This is a genomic window from Streptomyces sp. 8K308 (assembly GCF_004348315.1).
GTDB lineage: Bacteria > Actinomycetota > Actinomycetes > Streptomycetales > Streptomycetaceae > Streptomyces.
In genome coordinates, this window is sequence record NZ_SMKC01000104.1 from 1 (window position 1) to 20,290 (window position 20,290).

General features: G+C 72.3%; 16 protein-coding genes. 10 read left to right on the forward strand and 6 right to left on the reverse strand.

Translation table 11 applies throughout. The features are described from left to right. The first annotated feature begins 128 nt into the window (after positions 1–128). Both E1265_RS16635 and E1265_RS16640 read left to right on the forward strand, forming a co-directional pair. Positions 129–518 (forward strand): roadblock/LC7 domain-containing protein, encoded by a 390-nt coding sequence (locus tag E1265_RS16635; protein ID WP_132931093.1) that lies wholly within the window; start codon positions 129–131, stop codon positions 516–518. Positions 519–641: 123 nt separating this feature from the next. Beyond that, on the forward strand, positions 642–1,319 hold the full coding sequence (locus tag E1265_RS16640) for a DUF6397 family protein (protein ID WP_132931094.1): 678 nt from the start codon (positions 642–644) through the stop codon (positions 1,317–1,319). On the opposite strand, the gene E1265_RS16645 is transcribed toward E1265_RS16640, so the two are convergent. Continuing rightward, positions 1,291–3,804: a DEAD/DEAH box helicase gene (locus E1265_RS16645; protein WP_132931095.1), complete on the reverse strand. Its 2,514-nt coding sequence runs from the start codon at positions 3,802–3,804 to the stop codon at positions 1,291–1,293. The two genes, E1265_RS16640 and E1265_RS16645, sit on opposite strands and share 29 nt — an antisense overlap. Before the next feature lie 178 nt (positions 3,805–3,982). Between E1265_RS16645 and E1265_RS16650 the strand changes: the two genes are divergently transcribed. Further along, the gene (locus tag E1265_RS16650) at positions 3,983–4,771 is read left to right on the forward strand and encodes a metal-dependent hydrolase (RefSeq protein ID WP_132931096.1); all 789 of its coding nucleotides are present in this window, start codon (positions 3,983–3,985) and stop codon (positions 4,769–4,771) included. A gap of 50 nt (positions 4,772–4,821) precedes the next feature. Here the strand turns inward: E1265_RS16650 and E1265_RS16655 are convergent, their stop codons facing one another. Continuing rightward, positions 4,822–6,603: an ABC transporter ATP-binding protein gene (locus E1265_RS16655; protein WP_132931097.1), complete on the reverse strand. Its 1,782-nt coding sequence runs from the start codon at positions 6,601–6,603 to the stop codon at positions 4,822–4,824. Next, positions 6,600–8,420: an ABC transporter ATP-binding protein gene (locus tag E1265_RS16660; protein ID WP_132931098.1), complete on the reverse strand. Its 1,821-nt coding sequence runs from the start codon at positions 8,418–8,420 to the stop codon at positions 6,600–6,602. The genes E1265_RS16655 and E1265_RS16660 overlap by 4 nt, the downstream gene beginning before the upstream one ends. Positions 8,421–8,693: 273 nt before the next feature. On the opposite strand from E1265_RS16660, the gene E1265_RS16665 reads away from it, so the two are divergent. Together E1265_RS16665 and E1265_RS16670 are read left to right on the forward strand one after the other, a co-directional pair. Beyond that, positions 8,694–9,236 (forward strand): DUF6886 family protein, encoded by a 543-nt coding sequence (locus tag E1265_RS16665; protein WP_132931099.1) that lies wholly within the window; start codon positions 8,694–8,696, stop codon positions 9,234–9,236. A 1,069-nt stretch (positions 9,237–10,305) separates the two neighbouring features. Next, entirely contained in the window at positions 10,306–10,899 is a 594-nt protein-coding gene (locus E1265_RS16670) for a hypothetical protein (protein WP_132931100.1), read from the forward strand. A gap of 171 nt (positions 10,900–11,070) precedes the next feature. Here E1265_RS16670 and E1265_RS16675 read toward each other — a convergent pair whose 3' ends face one another. After that, positions 11,071–11,751, reverse strand: coding sequence for a GntR family transcriptional regulator (locus tag E1265_RS16675; protein ID WP_243740851.1), 681 nt, complete (start codon positions 11,749–11,751; stop codon positions 11,071–11,073). Positions 11,752–11,871: 120 nt separating this feature from the next. Between E1265_RS16675 and E1265_RS16680 the strand changes: the two genes are divergently transcribed. The 5 genes from E1265_RS16680 to E1265_RS16700 all read left to right on the forward strand — a co-directional run bounded on the left by E1265_RS16680 (position 11,872) and on the right by E1265_RS16700 (position 16,867). Then, positions 11,872–13,059 (forward strand): CoA transferase, encoded by a 1,188-nt coding sequence (locus E1265_RS16680; protein ID WP_132931101.1) that lies wholly within the window; start codon positions 11,872–11,874, stop codon positions 13,057–13,059. Further along, positions 13,056–13,895 carry a CoA ester lyase gene (locus E1265_RS16685; protein ID WP_132931102.1) on the forward strand — a complete coding sequence of 280 codons (840 nt, stop codon included), beginning with the start codon at positions 13,056–13,058 and terminating at the stop codon, positions 13,893–13,895. The genes E1265_RS16680 and E1265_RS16685 overlap by 4 nt, the downstream gene beginning before the upstream one ends. Before the next feature lie 85 nt (positions 13,896–13,980). Next, positions 13,981–15,351 carry a TRAP transporter large permease subunit gene (locus E1265_RS16690; protein ID WP_132931103.1) on the forward strand — a complete coding sequence of 457 codons (1,371 nt, stop codon included), beginning with the start codon at positions 13,981–13,983 and terminating at the stop codon, positions 15,349–15,351. Positions 15,352–15,384: 33 nt separating this feature from the next. Next, on the forward strand, positions 15,385–15,657 hold the full coding sequence (locus E1265_RS16695) for a hypothetical protein (protein ID WP_132931104.1): 273 nt from the start codon (positions 15,385–15,387) through the stop codon (positions 15,655–15,657). Between the two features lie 100 nt (positions 15,658–15,757). Beyond that, positions 15,758–16,867: a LacI family DNA-binding transcriptional regulator gene (locus E1265_RS16700; protein WP_132931105.1), complete on the forward strand. Its 1,110-nt coding sequence runs from the start codon at positions 15,758–15,760 to the stop codon at positions 16,865–16,867. On the opposite strand, the gene E1265_RS16705 is transcribed toward E1265_RS16700, so the two are convergent. Both E1265_RS16705 and E1265_RS16710 read right to left on the reverse strand, forming a co-directional pair. Then, on the reverse strand, positions 16,852–18,114 hold the full coding sequence (locus tag E1265_RS16705) for an alginate lyase family protein (protein WP_132931106.1): 1,263 nt from the start codon (positions 18,112–18,114) through the stop codon (positions 16,852–16,854). The two genes, E1265_RS16700 and E1265_RS16705, sit on opposite strands and share 16 nt — an antisense overlap. A gap of 130 nt (positions 18,115–18,244) precedes the next feature. After that, a complete protein-coding gene (locus E1265_RS16710) occupies positions 18,245–19,840 on the reverse strand; it encodes an NAD(P)/FAD-dependent oxidoreductase (RefSeq protein WP_207931093.1) in 1,596 nt (531 codons plus the stop codon). Between the last annotated feature and the right edge of the window lie 450 nt (positions 19,841–20,290).

The window sequence follows — 20,290 nt, forward strand, 5'->3', positions numbered from 1 at the left end:
GTGGTGGGACTGACCAGAGGAAACGGTACGGTCCCTTCCGGATAGCGGTACGGCATGAATGGTTGCCGACGGCCTCGTACTGGGGAAGGCTGACACAGCAGTCGCCTTACGAGAAGGGGGAGCTGGGGATGGCACTGAGCACCACGCTCGACTGGCTGTTGGACGACCTGGCGCAGCGCCTGCCACGGGTGCGGCACGTGCTGCTGCTGTCCAGCGACGGACTGGTCACCTCGGTCAGCCGAGGCCTGAAGCGGAGCAGCGCCGAGCATCTGGCCGCCGTCTCCTCCGGGCTGCACAGCCTCGCCAGGGGGGTCGGGGAGCACTTCGGAAGCGGCGGGGTGCGGCAGACGATGATCGAGTTCGACGACGGCGTGCTCTTCGTGACGGCCGCCGGTGACGGCAGCTGCCTGTGCGTGCTGGCGGGCGCCGACGCCGACATCGGGCAGGTGGGGTACGAGATGACCCTGCTGGTGAACAAGGTCGGCGAGCACATGGGCCTGGCGGCCAGGGATTTCTGAGCCGGCGGCCGAGGTGCCGAATCGTTCACTCTCCGAGAGTGGATCAATACTCAGGGTTGCCTCATGGGGATCGGGCGTCTACTCTGGTTACGTAGAGTAGTTGCACGTTGCGAGGAGACCCCGATGGCCACGTTCCCGTCCCCGCCCCACCTGACCGACCCGACCCAACCCGAGGTCCACCGCGGCCCGGTCGCCGGGACCGCGGCGCGACCACCAAGACCCCGACTCGTCAGCGCCTCGGAGGGCGCGGCCCTGCTTGACGTCAGCTCGGCCCGCTTCGCCCGCCTGGCCAGGGGCGGCTGCTTCAGCCCTGCGGAGTTCCGCATCAGCCCCCTGCACATCGTCACCTGGTGGTACCCGACCACCGAGCTGCGGCTCTTCGCCGACCGGGAGTCCCGGCTGCTCAGCGGCCCGATCCCGGAGGGGCTGCGCCGCGCCCTGCGCCAGGGCGAGGACTGGCGTCCCCGCCGCTGGCGCGCCAGGCGCACCGCCGAGCTGGTGCGCCGCACCAGGGACCCCTGGCGGCGGGCCGCCGTCTTCGCCGCCGTGCTCGAGCCGCCGCTGCTGCTCCGGCGGGTGCCCGAGCCGCGCGAGCGGGCCCTGCTGCGGCGGCTCCGCCCGGCACTCGCCGACCCGCCGCCGCCCGGCTTCCGCCCGCGAGCGTTCCAGGAACTGCTGACCGCCGTCGAGCCGGACGAGGCCCGCTGGTACGTCCGCGGCCTCGACCTGGCGCTGCGGGAGGCCAGGGCGCGGCCGGCGGCCGGTCCCCGGCTCAGAGCTGGCCAACGTCCAGGACCTTGACCACCGCCCGGCCCTCGGCGTCCGAGGCCGTCAGGTCCACCTCGGCCGAGATCCCCCAGTCGTGGTCGCCGGCCGGATCGTGGAAGGTCTGCCGCACCCGCCAGAGACCGTCCTCCGGACGCTCCTCGATCCGCAGCAGCCGCGGGCCCCTGGCCTCCGGTCCGGTGCCCAGCTCGTCGTACTCCTGCCAGTAGCCGTCCAACGCGGCCGCCCAGGCGTCGGCGTCCCAGCCAGACTCGGCGTCCAACTCGCCGAGCTCCTCCGTCCGGTCCAGGGCCGCCAGCTCCACCCTGCGGAACATCGCGTTGCGCACCAGCACCCGGAAGGCCCGGGCGTTGGCGGTCACCGGCTTCACCTGGTCCGCCCGCTCCCGCGCCTCCTCGGCGTCCTCCAGCTCGGGGTTAGCCAGCTGCTCCCATTCGTCGAGCAGGCTGGAGTCGACCTGGCGGACCATCTCGCCTAGCCAGGCGGTGATGTCCTGGAAGTCCTCGGACTTCAGGTCGTCGGGCACGGTGTGCTCGAGCGCCTTGTAGGCGCCGGCCAGGTAGCGCAGCACGATCCCCTCCGTGCGCGCCAGCTCGTAGTAGGACACGAACTCGGAGAAGGTCATGGCCCTCTCGTACATGTCCCTGACGACCGACTTCGGGGAGAGCGGATGATCGCTCACCCACGGATGGCTCTTGCGGTACAGGCCGAAGGCGTGGAACAACAGCTCGTCGAGCGGCCGCGGATGGGTGATGTCCGCCAGCCGCTCCATCCGCTCCTCGTACTCGACGCCGTCGGCCTTCATGGCCGCCACGGCCTCGCCGCGCGCCTTGTTCTGCTGGGCCGCCAGGATCTGCCGGGGATCGTCCAGGGTCGACTCCACCACCGACACCATGTCCAGCGCGTAGGACGGGGACTCCGGGTCCAGCAACTCGAACGCGGCCAACGCGAACGTCGACAGCGGCTGGTTGAGCGCGAAGTCGGCCTGCAGATCCACCGTCAGCCGCACGATGCGCCCCTGCGCGTCCGGCGCCTCCAGGCGCTCCACGATGCCGCCGTCGAGCAGCGAGCGGTAGATGGCGATCGCCCGCCTGATGTGCCTCAACTGCTGCCGGCGCGGCTCGTGGTTGTCCTCGAGCAGCCGCCGCATCGCCTCGAACGCGTTACCGGGGCGTGCGATGACGGACAGCAGCATCGCGTGCGTGACCCGGAACCGCGAGGTCAGCGGCTCGGGCTCGGCGGCGATCAGTCGCTCGAACGTGTTCTCGCCCCAGTTCACGAAACCCTCGGGAGGCTTCTTGCGCACCACCTTGCGCCGCTTCTTGGGATCGTCGCCCGCCTTCGCCAGCGCCTTCTCGTTCTCCACCACGTGGTCCGGGGCCTGCGCCACCACGAAGCCCGCGGTGTCGAAGCCGGCCCGCCCGGCCCGCCCGGCGATCTGGTGGAACTCCCTGGCCCGCAACACCCGCACCCGGCTGCCGTCGTACTTGGTGAGCGCCGTGAACAGCACGGTGCGGATCGGCACGTTGACCCCGACGCCCAACGTGTCGGTGCCGCAGATCACCTTCAACAGACCGGCCTGGGCCAGCTTCTCCACCAGCCGCCGGTACTTCGGCAACATCCCCGCGTGGTGCACCCCGATCCCGTGCCGGACGTAGCGCGACAGGTTCCGGCCGAACCTGGTGGTGAACCTGAAGTTCCCGATCAGCGCGGCGATCTCGTCCTTCTCCGCCCGGGTGCACATGTTGATGCTCATCAACGCCTGCGCCCGCTCCACCGCCTGAGCCTGCGTGAAGTGCACGATGTACACCGGCGCCTGCCGGGTCTCGAGCAGCTCCGTCAGGGTCTCCGTGAGCCCCGTCGTCCGGTACTCGTAGCTCAGCGGCACCGGGCGGGTCGCCGAGCGCACCACCGCCGTCGGCCGGCCTGTGCGCCGCGTCAGGTCGTCCTCGAATCGGGCCACATCGCCCAGCGTCGCGGACATCAGGACGAACTGCGCCTGCGGCAGCTCAAGCAGCGGGATCTGCCACGCCCAGCCCCGGTCCGGCTCCGCGTAGAAGTGGAACTCGTCCATCACCACCTGGCCGACGTCGGCCTCCGCCCCGTCCCGCAGCGCGATCGAGGCCAGCACCTCGGCGGTGCAGCAGATCACCGGCGCGTCGGCGTTGACCGACGCGTCCCCGGTCAGCATCCCCACGTTCTCGGTGCCGAAGATCTTGCACAGGTCGAAGAACTTCTCGGACACCAGGGCCTTGATCGGCGCCGTGTAGAACGTCACCTCGTCCCTGGCCAGCGCCGCGAAGTGGGCCCCGGCCGCCACCAGGGACTTGCCCGAGCCCGTCGGCGTGGACAGGATGACGTTCGCCCCGGACACGACCTCGATCAGCGCCTCCTCCTGCGCCGGGTACAGGGTGATCCCCCGTTCACGGGTCCACGACGAGAACGCGTCGAAGAGGGCATCGGGATCGCTGTCCGCTGGCATCTGATCGATAAGGGTCACCGTCCCATACTGCCCGCACCCGACGCCCGAAGGGGAACCGGCCGCTCCCTGGAAGATCACGAGGCACTACGCTGTCCCGCCGACAGCAGTGATCAATCAGGCCGAGACCCCGGCAACCACGCCGCCACACCGCTACGTTGGGCCGGGGAGCACGCTGCGGAAGGGGCGGGGAACGGACATGATGGGACCGGCGCACTCACTGTCGGGGGCGATGGCCTGGCTGGGCATCGGGGCCGCCTGCGCGGCCGCCGACAACCCCATGCCCTGGCCGGTGCTCGTGGTGGGCACCCTGATCTGCGCGGGCGCCGCCCTCGCCCCCGACCTCGACACGAAGTCGGCCACCATATCCCGCGCCTTCGGGCCGGTTTCCAAGATCCTTGCCGGCGCCATCGACAAGCTCTCCGAGTCCGTCTACAACGCCACCCGGGGGAAGGGGGAGCGGCGCCGCACCGGCGGCCACCGCACGCTCACCCACACCTGGATCTGGGCCGTGCTGGTCGGCACCGGGTTCTCCCTGGCCGCCATCGCCTGGGGGCGCTGGGCCGTGCTGGTCACCCTCTTCGTCCACGCGGTGCTCGCCGTGGAGGGCCTGCTGTGGCGGATGGCCCGGGTCTCGAGCGACGTCCTGGTCTGGCTGCTCGGCGCCACCAGCGCCTGGATCCTCGCCGACGTGCTCGACGAGCCGGGGAACGGCGCCAACTGGCTGTTCGCCGACGAGCCCTACATGTGGCTCGGGGTGCCCATCGTGATCGGCTCCATCGTCCACACCCTCGGCGACGCGGTGACCATCTCCGGCTGCCCGATGCTCTGGCCGCTGCCCATCGCAGGCAAGCGCTGGTACCCCCTGGGCACCCCCACCTTCATGCGCTTCCGGGCCGGCGCCTGGGTGGAGAACAAGGTGCTGATGCCCGTCTTCATGGTGATAGGGGCCGCCAGCGGCGTGGGAGCCGTCGTGCTGGCGGCCTGACCCCGGGTGCCCCGGGCGGCGGGCTCGTCCGCCGCCCGACGGCGGCCGCCTCAGCCGTGCCAGGAGCGCCACAGCGCGGCGTACGCCCCACCGGCGGCCACCAGCTCGTCGTGGCTCCCCAGCTCGGTGATCCGACCGTCCTCCACCACCGCGATCACGTCCGCGTCGTGCGCCGTGTGCAACCGGTGGGCGATCGCGATCACCGTGCGCCCCTCCAACACCCGGGCCAGCGAGCGCTCCAGATGCCGGGCCGCCCGTGGGTCGAGCAGCGAGGTCGCCTCGTCGAGGACCAGCGTGTGCGGGTCCGCGAGCACCAGCCTCGCCAGCGCTATCTGCTGGGCCTGAGCCGGAGTGACCGACAGCCCGCCGGAACCCACCTGGGAGTCGAGCCCCTCGGGCAGCGCCCGCACCCACTCCGCCGCGTCCACCGCCCCGAGCGCCGCCCACAGCTCGGCGTCCGTCGCGTCCGTCCTGGCCAGCAGCAGGTTGTCGCGCAGCGGCCCCACGAACACGTGGTGCTCCTGGTTGACCAGGGCCACCTGCTCGCGCACCCGCTCGGCGGTCATCCCCGCCAGTCTGGCCCCGCCCAGCGTCACCTCGCCTTCCCGCGGCGTGTAGATCCCGGCCAGCAGCCGACCAAGTGTCGACTTGCCCGCCCCCGACGGACCCACCAGCGCCATCCGGGTCCCGGGCGGCACCCCGAGCGACACCCCGTGCAACACGTCGGAGCCGGCCAGGTAGCCGAACCGCACCCGATCCGCCGCCAGTTCACGACCCCCAGGCGCCAGCGACGCGTCGCCCCCGTCGTTCTCGACCTCCCGGACCCCCACCAGACGGGCCAGCGACACCTGCGCCACCTGGAGCTCGTCGAGCCAGCGCAGGATCATCCCCACCGGCTCGATCAGCATCTGCGCCAGCAGCGCCCCCGTGGTCAGCTGCCCCACCGTCATCCATTCCTGCAGCGTGAACCACCCGCCGATCAGCAGCACCCCGGCCAGGATCATCGCGTGGTAGACGTTGATCGTCGGAATCAGCACCGAGCGCAGCCACAGCGTGTACCGCTCCCATGCGGTCCACTCCCTGACCCGCCGGTCAGAGAGCGCGATCCGCTCCCGCTCCAGGCGGTGCGCCTCGATGGTCCGCCCGGCGTCCACCGTCTCGGCCAGTGCCGCCGCCACCGCCGCGTAGCCCGCCGACTCGGAGCGGTAGCCAGCGGGCGCCCGGCGGAAGTACCAGACGCAGACCGACACCAGCAACGGCACCGCCAGCACGACGCTGAGCCCGAGCGCCGGCGCCGTGAACACTATCGCCGCGAGCAGCAGCGCCGCCCACACCACGGCGATCGCCATCTGCGGCACGGCCTCCCGCATCGCCTTGGCCAGCCGGTCGACGTCCGTGTTGATCCTGGCCAGCAGGTCGCCCGTGCCCGCCCGCTCGAGCACCCCGGGAGGCAGCCCCACCGAGCGCACCAGGAAGTCCTCCCGCAGGTCCGCCAGCATCCGTTCGCCGAGCACCGCCCCCCGCAGCCGCACCATGCGGACGAAGAACGCCTGCACCACCAGCGCCGCGGCGAACAGCGCGATCGTCTGCCCGAGCCGCGGCTCGCGCTCGCCGTCGGCCAGGTCCTGGATCAGGCCGCCCAGCAGATAGGGGCCGACCAGCGAGGCGAGCACCGCCACCGAGTTCACCGTCACGAGCCCGAGGAACGCCCGCCGATGCCGGCGCGAGAGCTCGCGGACGTAACGGCGGACGGTCGTCCGGCCGGCCACCGGCAGCGTCGTCACATGCTCGGTGGACGCGGGGTCGTATTCGGGCGGCTTGACGCCGATCATGCGTTCTCCTCGGCGAGGTCGGAAAGGGGGGCGGCGTCCGTCGACTCCGCGCTCCGGGCGGCGGTCTCGTCCTCAGGGCCGTCGGGCTCCCGGGTCACCACGGCCCGGTACTCGGCCGTGCTGGTCAGCAGTTCGCGGTGGGGTCCGGCCACCGACACCTTCCCGTGGTGCACGAACGCCACCTCGTCCGCGCGGTCGAGCAGCAGCGGGCTCGAGGTGAACACCACGGTGGTCCGGTCCGCGCGCAGCGCGCCGAGCCCTTCGGCGATCCTCGCCTCGGTGTGCGTGTCCACCGCCGACGTCGGCTCGTCGAGCACCAGCACCTCGGGGTCGGTGATCAGCGACCTGGCCAGCGCGAGACGCTGCCGCTGCCCGCCCGAAAGGGACCGGCCGCGCTCCGTGACCCGGGCCCGCATCGGATCCCCCTCGCCCTCGGCGGCCGCCTGGGCGAGCGCCGTCAGCACGTCCTGGCACTGCGCCGCGCCCAACGCGGCCTCGGCCGACACCCGGCCCGACGCCGGCACGGACAACAGCTCGCCCAGCGTGCCGGACAGGAGCACCGGTTCCTTGTCCTGCACCAGCACCGCCTCCCGTGCCGCCGCCAGGGGCACCTCGTCGAGGGGGGTGCCGCCGAGCTGCGCCGAGGGCTCGCCCTCCGCCCTGGCCGGGTGGCCGCCGAGCCGGGCCGCGAGCCGCTCGGCGAAGTCCGGGTCACCGCACACCACGGCGGTCAGTCGCCCCCGGGCGGCGAAGAGGCCGGTCGCCGGGTCCCACAGATCGCCGGAGAGCGGCCCGGCCAGAACCGCCGACCCGTCCTCTCCCTCCCGGCGCAGGGCGAGCACCCGCACGGCCCGCTTGGCCGACGGCCGGGAGAAGGTGAAGGCCATCGCGGCCTCCTGGAACAGCCGCAGCGGGAACAGCAGGAAGCTCACCGCCGCGTAGATGGTGACGAGCTCGCCGGCGCCGAGCCGCCCCTCACGGGCCAGGCCGACCCCCTGCCAGATCACCGCGATCATCAGCAGCCCCGGCATCACCACCTGGACAGCGTCGATCAGCGACCACATCCTGGCGCTGCGCACCGACGCGTGGCGCACCTCCTGGGAGGCCCTGCGGTAGCGGTCGAGGAACAGCTCCTCGCCGCCGATGCCGCGCAACACCCGCAGCCCCGCCACCGTGTCGGAGGCCAGCTCCGTCGCCCACCCCGACCTGCTGCGCTCCTGGTCGGCGCGGCGGGTCGCCGCCGGCAGCAGCGGCCAGACGCTCAGGCATACCGCCGCGATCCCGGCCAGCACCAGCAGCCCGATCCGCGGTTCGTAGACGACGAGCCCGACGCACACGCCCAGGGTCACCACGACAGCGGCGGCGAACCGGGAGAACGACTCGACGAACCAGCCGATCCGCTCCACGTCACCCGTGGAGACCTTGACGACCTCGCCGGCCGCCACCCGGCGGGTCAACACGCCGCCGAGCTCCGCGGTCCGGCGGGCGAGCAACTGCTGCACCCGGGCGGCCGCCGTGATCCAGTTGGTCACCGCGGTCCGGTGCAGCATGGTGTCGGCGCTGGTCATCACCAGGGTGATGACCAGCATCACGAGGCCCGCGGTGACCAGGCGGCGGCCCGACTCGTCCACTACGGCCTCGATGGCCATGCCCATGAAGATCGGCAGCATCGCGATGGCGGCCATGTGCAGGACGCCCCAGCCCATGGCCTTGGCCTGACCGCCGAGTTGGCGCCGGAAGAGCCAGACCAGGAAGCGGAAACCGGAGCGTACGTCCGGGTCGCCGGGGTCGGAATGTGGAAGATCACGAATCTGCATGACATCCCAGAGTCGGTGCGGTGGAACTGGGCAACCTGGCAAGGGTCCTGAAGCCGCCGGGCGAAAATCAACGGGTTTTCCCGGCGTCGGGCGGATCGCGTCAGCTCTCGGAAAATGGCGACTGACGTGCGGTCACGGGCGAAGTGGGGGAGTAGGAGCGTCTCTTCGACCCTCGCACGTACGTACGGGATCGGTCGCACGGCGCGCCGAGCGCACGCCGGGCTCACCGGAAAGCCGGGTGCGACGCGCGGCGCCTACCGGTAGAAACCGTGCATGCGCCCTGGCCCCGACGAAGTCCTGCACTTCTCAGAAGACCCGACCATCACCCTCTTCAGCCCGCACGTGGCGGCCACCGCCCGGCAGGCCGAGCCCTACGTCTGGGCGGTCGACGCGGCGCGCGCCCCGGACTACTGGTTCCCGCGTGACTGTCCGCGGGCGATGGCCTGGGTCGTGCCCACCACCACCCGAGCCGACCGGGACCTGGTCCTCGGCCCCGGTGGCGGCGACCGCGTGCACGCGGTCGAGTACGACTGGCTGGCCCGGATGATGACGGTCGAGCTGTACGCCTACCGGCTTCCCGCGGCGCCCTTCCGGCCGATCGGCGAGCCGGTGGCGCACGCCATGGTGGCGATGGAAAACGTTGAACCACTGGGTCCGCCGGAACCGGTGGGCGACCTGCTCGCCCTCCACCGGACCGCCGGAATCCAGCTACGCGTACTTGACACCCTGTGGGGGTTCTGGAACGCGGTCGTCGGCAGCAGCCTGGGCTTCAGCGGGATCAGGATGCGCAACGCGCGACCGCGGCCCGCGGGATAGCGGCACCGCGGCCTCACCCGCCGGTGCGGCGGCGGTGCCGTGGTGTGCCGGCGGCCATCCGTTCAGCGGCCGAAGCCGGCGGGCCGCCGGGCGCCGCCGACGGGCCGCCCGCGCGGCGCGCTTCTTCACCGTTTGCGGGCAGCCGGCCCCGGCGGCGGCCCCGCGCCGGTACTCGCTTGAAAAAAGGAACGCGCCAAGTGTTGACGCGACCGTCGACTGCTTCCACTATGAGGGGCATTACCGACTGGGTGGGAGCGCTCCCACTCGCTGTGGAACGCCCACTCACCCGGCGGGATTCTCGTACCGATGACCAAGGATCGAGAAGGGCCGCACACATGCCACCCCCCAAGGGCATTCCGGCCGTGCCTCGCCGCTCCTGGCTCGGCGGTCCGCCGCCGCCCGCCGGTGAGCCACCCGCTGGGCACGGGACAGAGCCGGCCGCGGAGTCGCCTCCGCCGCGGCACGCCTCGCGCGGCGAGGATCGCCGTCCGCTCCTCAGGAACTGGACCCGAGAAGCCAACAGGCTGAGCGCCTTCAACCGGCGAAGCCGGGGAGTGGATCTGTGAGTGGGCGGCGGCGCGATCCGTGCCGCCGCCGCCCGCCCGCCGGCCGCGAACCCCCGCTTCCCGCCGTGGTGTCAGCCGCTCCGGGCCCCCTGCGGGAGGGGGTGTCCGGTGGGCAGCGGGTGCCGCCCGCCTCCAGGCTGCCGGGACGAGCGGCCCGAGGCGGATTCCGTCCCGGGTGACGTCGCCGACGGGAACCGACGTCACCCGGGACGGGTGCGGCGCATGAGGTGACGAACCGTTCACCTCTCGTTGGAAAGAAACAGGTACGGCGCAGCTATTGACGAGTGCATGGCGACGCCGGACCATATGGGCTGCCGCCGCCGGGTGGGAGCGCTCCCAGGTCGGCCGCCGATCACCCACCTGGGTGTGAGGCGGTCACCACCCGGCGGCGGTTCTCGCAACCCCGACGATCAGGCCGAGCAGGGCCGCGGCCAGGTCGCCCCGGCCGGCGCGCGCCGAGGCGATCGGGGCGGCGCGCGGCCCCCACACGAGGAGCAGACAGGATGGCCGTTCAGCAGTCCCATCGCACGGGAGCCCCGAAGCGCGCGGTCCGGCGGGCGGAGACCGGACCACCGTTAACCACCGGAGCAGCCAGGGCGCTTGCCCTGCTGCGCGTCGCCATCGGCGCGATCTTCCTGTGGGCCTTCCTCGACAAGACGTTCGGCTGGGGCTACGCCACCCCGGCGGAGAACTCCTGGACCAGTGGCGGCTCCCCGGCGGGCGGCTATCTCGCCGGCGTCTCGGTCGGGCCCCTTGAGACGACCTTCCAGTCCTGGGCCGGCGACGTCTGGGTGGACTGGCTCTACATGGCGGGCCTGTCCGGCGTCGGCGCCTCGCTCGTGGCCGGCGTCGGGCTGCGGGTCACCGCCGTCGCCGGTTCCCTGATGATGTTCTTCCTCTGGCTCAGCCAGTTCCCGCCGGCCCGTCACCTCTCGGACGGCGCGCCCAGCATGTCGCCGAACCCCCTGGTCGACCAGCACGTCGTCTACGCCGTCGTCATGGTGGTCCTGGCGGCCTGCTCGGCCGGGCGGGTCTGGGGGCTGGGCGGCGCCTGGGCCCGGCTGCCGATCGTCGAGCGCCACCGCTGGCTCAGGTAGCCGGCCGTCACCACAGAGCCGCGGGTGCGCGGGGAGTGAGCGAGGTCCTCCCCGCGCACCCGCCTCCATGTCGGCCCGAGCGGCGACGGTCCCGGCCGAGCCGGACGTCGAGCCGCGAGCACCGGTCGACGAGACCTCCCGCGACTGGCCGCCGGCACCGGCCGGCAGCCGTCACCGAGCCGCGGTGTGGCCGCGTAGGCGGTGTGCGGCGCTGGCTTGGATGTGGTGGATCATGATGCGTTCTGCGGTGTCGGGGTCTTGGGCTTGGAGGGCGTCGAGGAGTCGTTGGTGTTCGGTGAGGTGGGTGTGGGCTAGTTGGGGGTTGAGCCAGAGGGAGGCGTTGGTGGGGACGGGGTAGCTGTCGCGGATGGCGTGGGCGTGTTGGCCGAGGAAGGCGGGGCCGCCGATGTCGGCGATGGTGAGGTGGAGTTGGCGGCTTTGTTCGCCGAGTTGGGTGAGGTGTCCCGCGGTGGCGTCGGCGACCATGTGGTCGTGGAGTTGGCGTAGCTGGGTGAGTTGTTGGGGTGTGATGCGGGTGGCGGCGAGGCGGGCGCCGAGGCCTTCGATGACGGCGCGTACTTGGTAGAACTCCAGGAGTGCGGCGTCGGTGAGGTCGATGACGGTGGCGCCGCGGTGGCTTTGGTAGCTGACGAGGCGGTCTTTTTCGAGGCGGCGGAGTGCTTCGCGGACCGGGGTGATGGAGACGCCGAGGCGTTCGGCGAGGTGGGCGGCTTTGAGTTGGGTGCCGCCGGGGACGCGGGCGTTGCGGATGTCGTCGCGTAGGACCTCGTAGACGTAGTCGGCCTTGCTCATCGGCTGGCGGTGGCCCTCGGCCGGCCCGGGTGACCGCATCACTGCCCCCTCACATTCGTTTGCCCCCGGCCGTGAAGTATCTCGCGTGAGCCTCGCCGGAAGGGCGGATCCCACTCGGCCCTCTTGACTTGTACTGTGCATCTTATAAGTTGCAGCGCCATGACGAACCTCGCCGACGTGAAGGTCATCGACACCGCCACCCTCTTCGCGGGCCCGACGGCCGCGATGATGCTCGGGGACTTCGGCGCCGACGTGATCAAGATCGAGCACCCCAGGCGGGGCGACCCCTCCCGGGGCCACGGGGCCGTCGTCGAAGGGGTCGGCCTGTGGTGGAAGACGCTGTCCCGCAACAAGCGCACGGCCGCCGTCGACCTCTCGGCGCCCGAGGGCCAGCGGATCCTGCGCCGGCTGGTCGAGGACTCCGACGTCCTGGTGGAGAACTTCAGGCCGGGCACGCTGGAGCGGTGGAACCTGGGGCCCGAGGAGTTGCGGCAGGCCAACCCCCGGCTGATCGTCGCCAGGATGACCGGCTTCGGGCAGTTCGGCCCGATGGCGGGCCAGCCCGGATTCGGCACGCTGGCCGAGGCGATGAGCGGCTTCGCGGCGAGCACCGGCGAGCCCGAAGGGCCGCCGGTGCTGCCGCCCCTCGCGATGGCCGACGGCATCGCCGGGCTCGCGATGGCCTACGCGATCATGGTGGCGCTGCGGGCCCGCGAGTCCACGGGGCGCGGCCAGGTGATCGACATGGCTATCATCGAGCCGATCCTCGGCATACTCGGCCCGCAGATGACGGCCTACCGCGCCCTCGGGCTGATACCCCGGCGGACCGGCAACCGGTCGAGCAGCAACGCCCCGCGCAACACCTACCGCACGCGGGACGGCCGTTGGGTGGCGATCTCCACCTCGGCCCAGCCGGTCGCGGAGCGCGTGATGCGTCTCGTCGGCCGGCCGGAGCTCACGGAGGAGCCCTGGTTCGCCACCGGCCACGGCCGGGTGCGGCACGTCGAGGAGCTCGACGAGGCCGTCGGTTCGTGGATCGCCGAGCGGGACGCCGACGAGGTGATCGCCGCCTTCACCGGGGCGCAGGCGGCGATCGCCCCCGTCTACGACGTGTCCGACATCGCCAAGGACCCGCAGTACGAGGCGCTCGGCACCTTCGTCGAGCTGCCCGACGAGGAGCTGGGCAGCGTGACGGTGCAGAACGTGATGTTCCGCCTGTCCGAGACGCCGGGCGAGGTCCGTTGGCCCGGGCCGCCGTTGGGGCGGCACACCGACGAGATCCTCACCGCGCTCGCCTACACCCCGGACGAGATCGCCACGCTGCGCGGGCGGGGAGTGATCGCATGAGCACGCCGATCACCTGGCTCTACGTCCCTGGTGACCGTCCGGAACGCTTCGCCAAGGCCGTGGCGAGCGGCGCCGACGTCGTGATCATCGACCTGGAGGACGCGGTCGACGCGGCCCGGAAGGACGAGGCGCGGGACAACGCCGTGCGCCATCTCGCCGAGCGGGGCGCCCGCACCGGACCTGCCCTGCACGTCCGGGTGAACGACCTCGCGACCCGGCGGGGCCGCGAGGACCTCAGGGCGCTCGCTGACGCGCCCGGACTCGACGCCCTGCGGTTGCCCAAGATCGACTCGGCGGACGATCTCGCCGTGGTCGACGAGGCGTTCGGCGACCGGCCGACGGCCGCCCACGCGCTGATCGAGTCGGCCCGCGGCCTGGCCAACGTCGAGGCCATCGCCGCGCACCCGCGCGTCGCCGGCCTGGCGCTGGGCGAGCAGGACCTGGCGGCCGCGCTCTCCATCGGCCTCGAGTCCGCCTTCGACCAGTTGCGGCTGCGGGTGGTGCTCGCCGCCGCGGCGGCCGGTCTCGGACCGGTGCCGATGTCCGTCTTCCCCGACGTCCGGGACGAGGAGGGCCTGATCGCCTCCTGCGCCCACGGGCGCGGCCTCGGGATGCTCGGCCGCACTGCCATCCACCCTCGGCAGATCCCCGCCATCCGCGCCGCCTTCCGGCCCACTCCCGAGGAGATCGGCCGCGCCCGGGAAGTCGTCGACGCCGCCGACCGGGCCGGGCTCGACGGCGTCGGAGCGCTCGCCCTCCCGGACGGCCGCTTCGTCGACGCCCCCATCGTCACCAAGGCTCGCGGAATCCTCGCGCTGGCGGACCGGACCTCCTGACAGCGCACCGCGGGCCACCGGTGTCCAGTACCGCCCCGACCCACCCCCGTCCGGCGATGGCACCGGGTCAGTCAACACCCGAAATGTGAAACGCCGGTACGACCGAAGGAGCTCGTCGTGGGCGCAGTGGGCACTCATCGCCTACATAGCCATCATCGTCGTCTGGAGCGCCGTCCTCAGACGCAACATCGGCGAGGCCATGCTCGTCGGCTTCCTCGGTGTCTGTCTCTTCGGCGGCACCGACGCGCCGAACCTCGCGGTGGCCGGCCTCGACGAGGCGTTCTCCGAGGAGGTCGTCTTCGCCGCCCTCGCGTTCGTCTTCATGGGGTACCTCCTCACCAGGCTCGGCATCATCGACCGGCAGGTCACCCTGCTCAACTCGGTGTTCGGCCGGCTGCGAGGCGGCTCCGCCTACGTGTCGACCTCGACGGCGGCGCTGCTCGGCGGCCCGGCGGGTTCGGGCTCCGGGATCGCCGCCTCCGTGGGCTCGGTAACCATCCCCTGGATGATCAGGACCAACTGGCGGCCCGACCTGGCGGCTTCACTCGTCGCCGGCAACGCGGGCCTCGGGATCTCCATCCCGCCGAGCTCGTCCATGTTCCTGCTGCTCGGCTCCGCCGCCGTGTCCCCGGTGCTCACCGCCGACGAACTGTTCGTCGCCAGCTTCGTCGGCGGCCTGTGGACCGTGCTCTACCGGTTCGTCGTGGTCTTCGTCTGGGTGCGTAGGTACGGCGTCGAGGCCGTGCGCCAGTCCGACATCGCCCCGTTCCGCGTCGCGCTGCGGGAGGGCTGCGCCTCGAAGCTCGTCTGCCTGGGCATCGCGATCCCGGTGCTGATGGCGCTCGACGTGGGCGTGGAGTTCCTCGAATCGCGGGTCGGCTCCGCCGCCGACGCCATCAGCGTCGTCGTGTGGATCCCCGTGCTGACGCTGCTCGCCACCCTGCTGGTGGCCTGGCGGCGGCTGCCGCGAACGGCCGCCGAGTACGGCACCATGCTCGGCGAGGTGGCTCCCCGCTACGCCGTCATCGGTGCCACCCTGCTGTTCGCGTTCGCCGCCGCCGGAAGCCTCGGCGAGCTGGGGCTCGTCGACCAGCTGACCGACATCATGAACCGGCTGGACGCGCCCCTGTGGGCGGTGGCGGCGCTGGTCGGCGTGCTCATCGTCGTCATCGCCGCGCCCCTGACCGGAACGGCGACCATCGCCGCGGTCGGCGGCGTCGCCTTCAGCGCGCTCACCGCAGCCGGTGCCTCGCCCGCCACGGCCGCGACCGCGGTCCTGATCTTCGCCTCCACCGAGGGCGCCTCGCCGCCCGGCGCCGCGCCGATCTACATAGCCAGCGGCATCGCCGGCGTGGACCCCTCCCGGACCTTCCTCCGGCTCATCCTCTGGTTCGTGCTGCCGATCCTCGCGATCGGGGTCCTCGTCGCCACCGGCGCCCTGCCGCTGTTCGTCTAGCCACTCGCCCCACTCCTCCCGGAAGGGAACGACATGACCACCGACACCTCCGACGTCCGCGACGCCCGCACCGTCGCCCAGCGCGTCACCATGCCCCTGTTCAAGACCGCCCTGGTCGCCTGCCTCCTGCTCGGCACGGTCGTGGTCCTGTGCCAGGCGATAGGGGTGGCCGGCCGTGACGCCGGCCTGGTCTCCGGGGTCGTCGACGGCCTGGGCAAGGCCATGACGACCACCGCCGGCGTCGCGGGCCTGCTCGCGTTCGTCATGTCCTATCTGTTCCGGTGGGAGGCCGGCGGCGAAGACTGAACCGGCGGCTGTCCGCGCGCGATCGGGAGCCGTCCGCGCCGTCCGCCGCTCCGGCTAGACTGCGCGGGATGACGAGCGACGGCGACCGCGGAGCGCTGCCATGACCAGTGGCGACGGGGGGCCGGCGACCCTCCGGGACGTGGCGGAGCGGGCCGGGGTCTCGATGGCGACGGTCTCCCGGGTGCTCGCCGACAACTACCCCGTCGCGCAGCGCACCAGGCAGCGCGTGCTGCGCGCCATCCGCGAGCTCGACTACGTCGCCAACACCCACGCCCGCGCGCTGCGCGGCCGCGGCACCCCCACCGTCGCCTTCGTGCTCAACGACGTGCGTGGCGCCTCCTTCGCCCAGGTCGCGCACGGCGTCGAGGAGGAGGCGGCGCGGCGGGGCAGGATCTGCCTGATCTGCACCACCCAGGGCGACCCGGACCGCGAGCTCTCCGTGGTGCGCACCATGCGGGAACAAGGCGCCGGCGCCGTGATCCTCATCGGCGGGGTGGTGGACGACGCGGCGTACCGCGAGCAGATGACGGCCATCGCCCACTCGCTGGACGCCTCGGGATCCCGCCTGGTGCTGTGCGGGCGACCGCCGCTCGGCGAGGGAGTCCCGGCGACCGTCGTCGAGTACGACAACGAGGGCGGCGCCTACGCGGTGGTGAGCCGGCTGCTCGCCCAGGGACACCGCAGGATCCTCTTCCTCGGCGCCGATCGCGCGGGCACCACCACCTCGGCCGGGCGACTCGCCGGATACCGGCGGGCCCTGGCGGACTTCGACGCGCCCAGCGAGCCTGGCCTGGTCCAGGAGGCGGACTTCAACCGGGCAGACGCCTACGAGAACCTACGGCGGCGGCTCGCCGCCGGGCGCGACTTCACCGCCGTGTTCGCGGTCACCGACGCCGTCGCGGCCGGCGCCCTGGCGGCGTTGACCGACGCCGGGCTCAACGTGCCGGGCGACGTCTCGCTCGTCGGCTACGACGACATCGACCTGGCGACCGACCTGCGCCCGAGGCTCACCACCGTGCACGTGCCCTACGCCGAACTCGGCAGGACCGCCGTGCGGTTGGCCCTCGGACTACGCGAGGGCGAGACCTCGTCCGCCGAGCAGCACGCGCTGCTCGGCACCCATGTCGTGGTCCGCGACTCGACCGCGCCGCCCGCCCCTGCGGCGCCGCGGGGGCGGGCGAACTCACCTCGGCCTCACCGCAACACGTAGGTCAGCGTTCCGAAGCCGAGCTCGTCGAAGCCACCGCTGGTGGTGCCGTAGTCGCCGCCCCCGCCCTCCGGGCTGTGCGACCTGGCCATCTCCGACAGGTTCGGGGTGTTGAGCCCACGGCGGGCCCAGTAGTGGTGGTAGACGCGTTCCCAGACCGGGCGGACCTGGCCCCGGCCGCCGCTGCCGATGACGGTCTGCTGCTGCTGGGCGCAGTTCTGCCCCGATCCCCACCGGTAGGTGGTGAACGGCAGGTCGTCGTAGCCCAGGTTGTAGCGGGCCACGTACTCGGCCGCCTTGAGAAAACGGTTGTTGTCCGCGCCATAGAGGTCGACGCCCTGGTTCCAGGCCATCTCGCAGATGGTGCCCATCAGCCCGATGCCCATGATGCTGTGCGCCTGGTCGCGGCCGCTCTCCTGCCACTGCGCGAGACCGGCGCTGTGCACGAACGGCACCGCGTGCGGGAGCGAGCCGTTGCCAGCGCCGTTGTGGAAGTAGTTCACGATTCGGTCGAACATGGACTGGTTGTCCGTCAGGATCCCGATCGCCATGATCGAGGCCATGTTGCACAGGTCCCAGTTCGCCCAGTAGTTGGTGATGCAGGCGTCGTTGTGGTTGACCAGGAAGTTGTCGTTGAGCGGATAGAAGACGTTGAGCATCATCCGCTGGAAGCGTGCCAGGTCGAAGCCCGGGTAACCCCGCATGATCTCGGCGACGTTGGCGAACTGGTAGCCGTATATCCCGGCGGCCAGGAAGCGGTCGGCGTTGCCGGTCACCGTGGTCAGCGTGCCCGACCAGGCGTTGAGGATGTCGCGCGCCTTGTCGCCGTGCGCCGAGGCGCCGCTGATCTTCCAGCGCAGGGCGTTCTGGTAGGCGGCGTGGATGTCGTTGTAGAGCTGCGGATAGTTCTGTCCTTCGCCACCGCGGATGATGGTCGCGGTGGGGCGGGCCGTCCAGGTGCTCGCCGAGTGCCCGTTGGCGGTCAGCCGGTTCCAACCGCTGATCCACGGCTGGGTGCCGGCGGCCACCCGGCTGGCCATCCGGTCGAAGGCCGCCTGGGTGTGCAGCATCCCAGGGTGGCTGAAGGCCAGGGGCCTGACCGGCGGGTCCGCCGCGGCGGCGCGGCCGGTGACCGCGCCCGACGACGTGGTGGTCGCGAGCCCCGAGACCGCGAGTGCCCCGGTACCCAGCGCGGCGGCCCGTAGCACGTTCCTGCGGCTCGGTTTCTCCGAGCGGTGCGTGCCCTGCATGGGGGTCCTCGTCTCTGTGGGGGGTGATGCCGCATCATGGTGGTCCCTGCGATAGAAAAGGTTGTCTATCCGGCGCGGACTCGAAAGTTTCGGAACTGCCGCGGACCCACGAGGGTCCGGGGGGCAGGTCCTAACCCCCGAGCACCGCCATCGCGGCGTTGTGCCCGGGGACGCCGCTCACCCCACCGCCGCGCACCGCGCCCGAACCGCACAGCAGGACGTTGGCGTGGCCGGTCGCCACCCCCCAGCGGGCCGCCGGGGTCGTGGTCTCCTCGTCGTCCTCGGCGAAGGGGAAGGCCAGGTCGCCATGGAAGATGTGGCCGCCCGGCAGGCCGAGTTCGGCCTCCAGGTCGAGCGGGGTCTTCGCCTCCACGCAGGGCCGGCCCGTGGCGTCCACGGCCAGGCAGTCCTCGATCGGCTCCGCCAGCAGACCGTTCAACGTCCCGAGCGTCGCCGTGAGCAGCCGGTCCCGCGCCCCGGCGTTGTCCTCGGCGAAGAGCCGGGCCGGCGTGTGCAGCCCGAACAGGGTCAACGTCTGGTAGCCGAGCGCGGCCAGCTCGGGGGAGAGGATCGACGGATCGGTGAGCGAGTGGCAGTAGATCTCGCTCGGCGGCGCGGCGGGGAGCTCACCCGCCGCCGCCTGCCGGTAGGCGGTCTCCAACTGCTCGTATCCCTCGGCGACGTGGAACGTCCCGGCCAGGGCCTCCCGGGGATCGGCGGCGGGATCGCGCAGCGCGGGCAGCCGCCGCAGCAGCATGTTCACCTTGAACTGCGCCCCCTCCACCGGCTCAGGACCTGGCCGGCTCCCGGCGCCGACCGGGGCGGGCTCGCCGAGCAGCTGGGCGAGCTCCCGTGGCGAGGCGTTGACCAGCACGGCGTCGGCGCCCACCACACCGGTCGCGACGTCCGTGCGGTAGCCGACCTCGGCCGTGAGTCCGTCGGTGGCGATCGCGGTCACCTCGTGCCCGGTGACGATCTCCGCGCCGGCCGCGTGCGCGGCGTCGGCCAGCGCGTCGGTCACGGCGCCCATGCCGCCCACCGGCACGTCCCAGTCGCCGGTGCCCTGGCCGATCACGTGGTAGAGGAAGCAGCGGTTCTGGCGCAGCGACGGGTCGTGGGCGTGGCTGAACGTGCCGATCAGCGCGTCGGTCAGGACGACGCCCCGCACCAGGTCGTCCTGGAACGTCGCCTCCACCACCTCGCCGATCGGCCGCTCGAAGACCGCCCGCCAGGCCGCGTCGTCGGCGATCCTGGCCCGCAGTCCGGCGCGGCGCGGCAGCGGCTCGGTCAGCGTGGGGAACACCCGGACGGCCAGCCGGCGGGTCATGTCGGAGAAGCGCAGCCACGCCTCGTACTCCCGGTCGGAGCCGGTCAGGCGGGCGAACGCGGCGCGCGTCCGTGACTCGCCGCCGCCCACCAGCAGCCCGGTGGGGCGGCCGTCGCGCACCACCGGGGTGTACGAGGAGAACGCCCGCTTGCGCAGGGTGAGTCGGAGCCCGAGGTCAGCCACGATCCGCTCGGGCAGCAGGCTGACCAGGTAGGCGTAGCGCGACAGCCGCGCCGCCACCCCGGGGAAGGGCGGGGCGGAGACCGCAGCGCCGCCCGGGTGGTCGAGTCGTTCGAGCACCAGCACCCGGCGGCCGGCGCGGGCGAGATAGGCGGCGGCCACCAGACCGTTGTGACCGCCGCCGACGATGACGGCGTCGTACGAGGCGAGGGCGGGCATGGCTCTTGGTAACACGGGGTGGCTACTTCCGGCCAGTGTCCGGGCCGCCCCCTGTTCGCACCTCGGTGACCTGGAATAAGGTCCCGGAGGCATCGGGGGACAGCGAGTGGACGAGGGCATCGGCGCGGTACCGGTCGGTGGCGGCGTCCCGGCGTACCGTCCCGCGCGCCACGCGCCCCCCGCGCCCCCGCGCCGTCGCGCACGCGTGCCACGCCCCGCGCCGGCGGCCGCCGGTGTCGGGGTCGCCCGCCGTACGCTGGAAGGCTCTTCCGGCCGCCGCGTCCCGTCCCTTCTCCCTCACCCGTCACGCCTCGTCCGCCTCCGTTCCGTCCTTCCTCCTCGCTGTCCGCGCCCCTTCTCGAACCACGTATCCGCTCCCCTTCTCGATCCACGAAGGAGCCCATGCCGCACCACACCCCGCCCCCGGCGCCGTCCGACCAGGAGCCCGCC

Bases quoted from the DNA above. Each gene is read 5' to 3' on its own strand.
- E1265_RS16635 (WP_132931093.1), top strand. From the start codon at position 129: ATGGCACTGAGCACCACGCTCGACTGGCTGTTGGACGACCTGGCGCAG.
- E1265_RS16640 (WP_132931094.1), top strand. From the start codon at position 642: ATGGCCACGTTCCCGTCCCCGCCCCACCTGACCGACCCGACCCAACCC.
- E1265_RS16650 (WP_132931096.1), top strand. From the start codon at position 3,983: ATGATGGGACCGGCGCACTCACTGTCGGGGGCGATGGCCTGGCTGGGC.
- E1265_RS16655 (WP_132931097.1), bottom strand. From the start codon at position 6,603: ATGATCGGCGTCAAGCCGCCCGAATACGACCCCGCGTCCACCGAGCAT.
- E1265_RS16660 (WP_132931098.1), bottom strand. From the start codon at position 8,420: ATGCAGATTCGTGATCTTCCACATTCCGACCCCGGCGACCCGGACGTA.
- E1265_RS16665 (WP_132931099.1), top strand. From the start codon at position 8,694: ATGCGCCCTGGCCCCGACGAAGTCCTGCACTTCTCAGAAGACCCGACC.
- E1265_RS16670 (WP_132931100.1), top strand. From the start codon at position 10,306: ATGGCCGTTCAGCAGTCCCATCGCACGGGAGCCCCGAAGCGCGCGGTC.
- E1265_RS16675 (WP_243740851.1), bottom strand. From the start codon at position 11,751: ATGCGGTCACCCGGGCCGGCCGAGGGCCACCGCCAGCCGATGAGCAAG.
- E1265_RS16680 (WP_132931101.1), top strand. From the start codon at position 11,872: ATGACGAACCTCGCCGACGTGAAGGTCATCGACACCGCCACCCTCTTC.
- E1265_RS16685 (WP_132931102.1), top strand. From the start codon at position 13,056: ATGAGCACGCCGATCACCTGGCTCTACGTCCCTGGTGACCGTCCGGAA.
- E1265_RS16695 (WP_132931104.1), top strand. From the start codon at position 15,385: ATGACCACCGACACCTCCGACGTCCGCGACGCCCGCACCGTCGCCCAG.
- E1265_RS16700 (WP_132931105.1), top strand. From the start codon at position 15,758: ATGACCAGTGGCGACGGGGGGCCGGCGACCCTCCGGGACGTGGCGGAG.
- E1265_RS16705 (WP_132931106.1), bottom strand. From the start codon at position 18,114: ATGCAGGGCACGCACCGCTCGGAGAAACCGAGCCGCAGGAACGTGCTA.
- E1265_RS16710 (WP_207931093.1), bottom strand. From the start codon at position 19,840: ATGCCCGCCCTCGCCTCGTACGACGCCGTCATCGTCGGCGGCGGTCAC.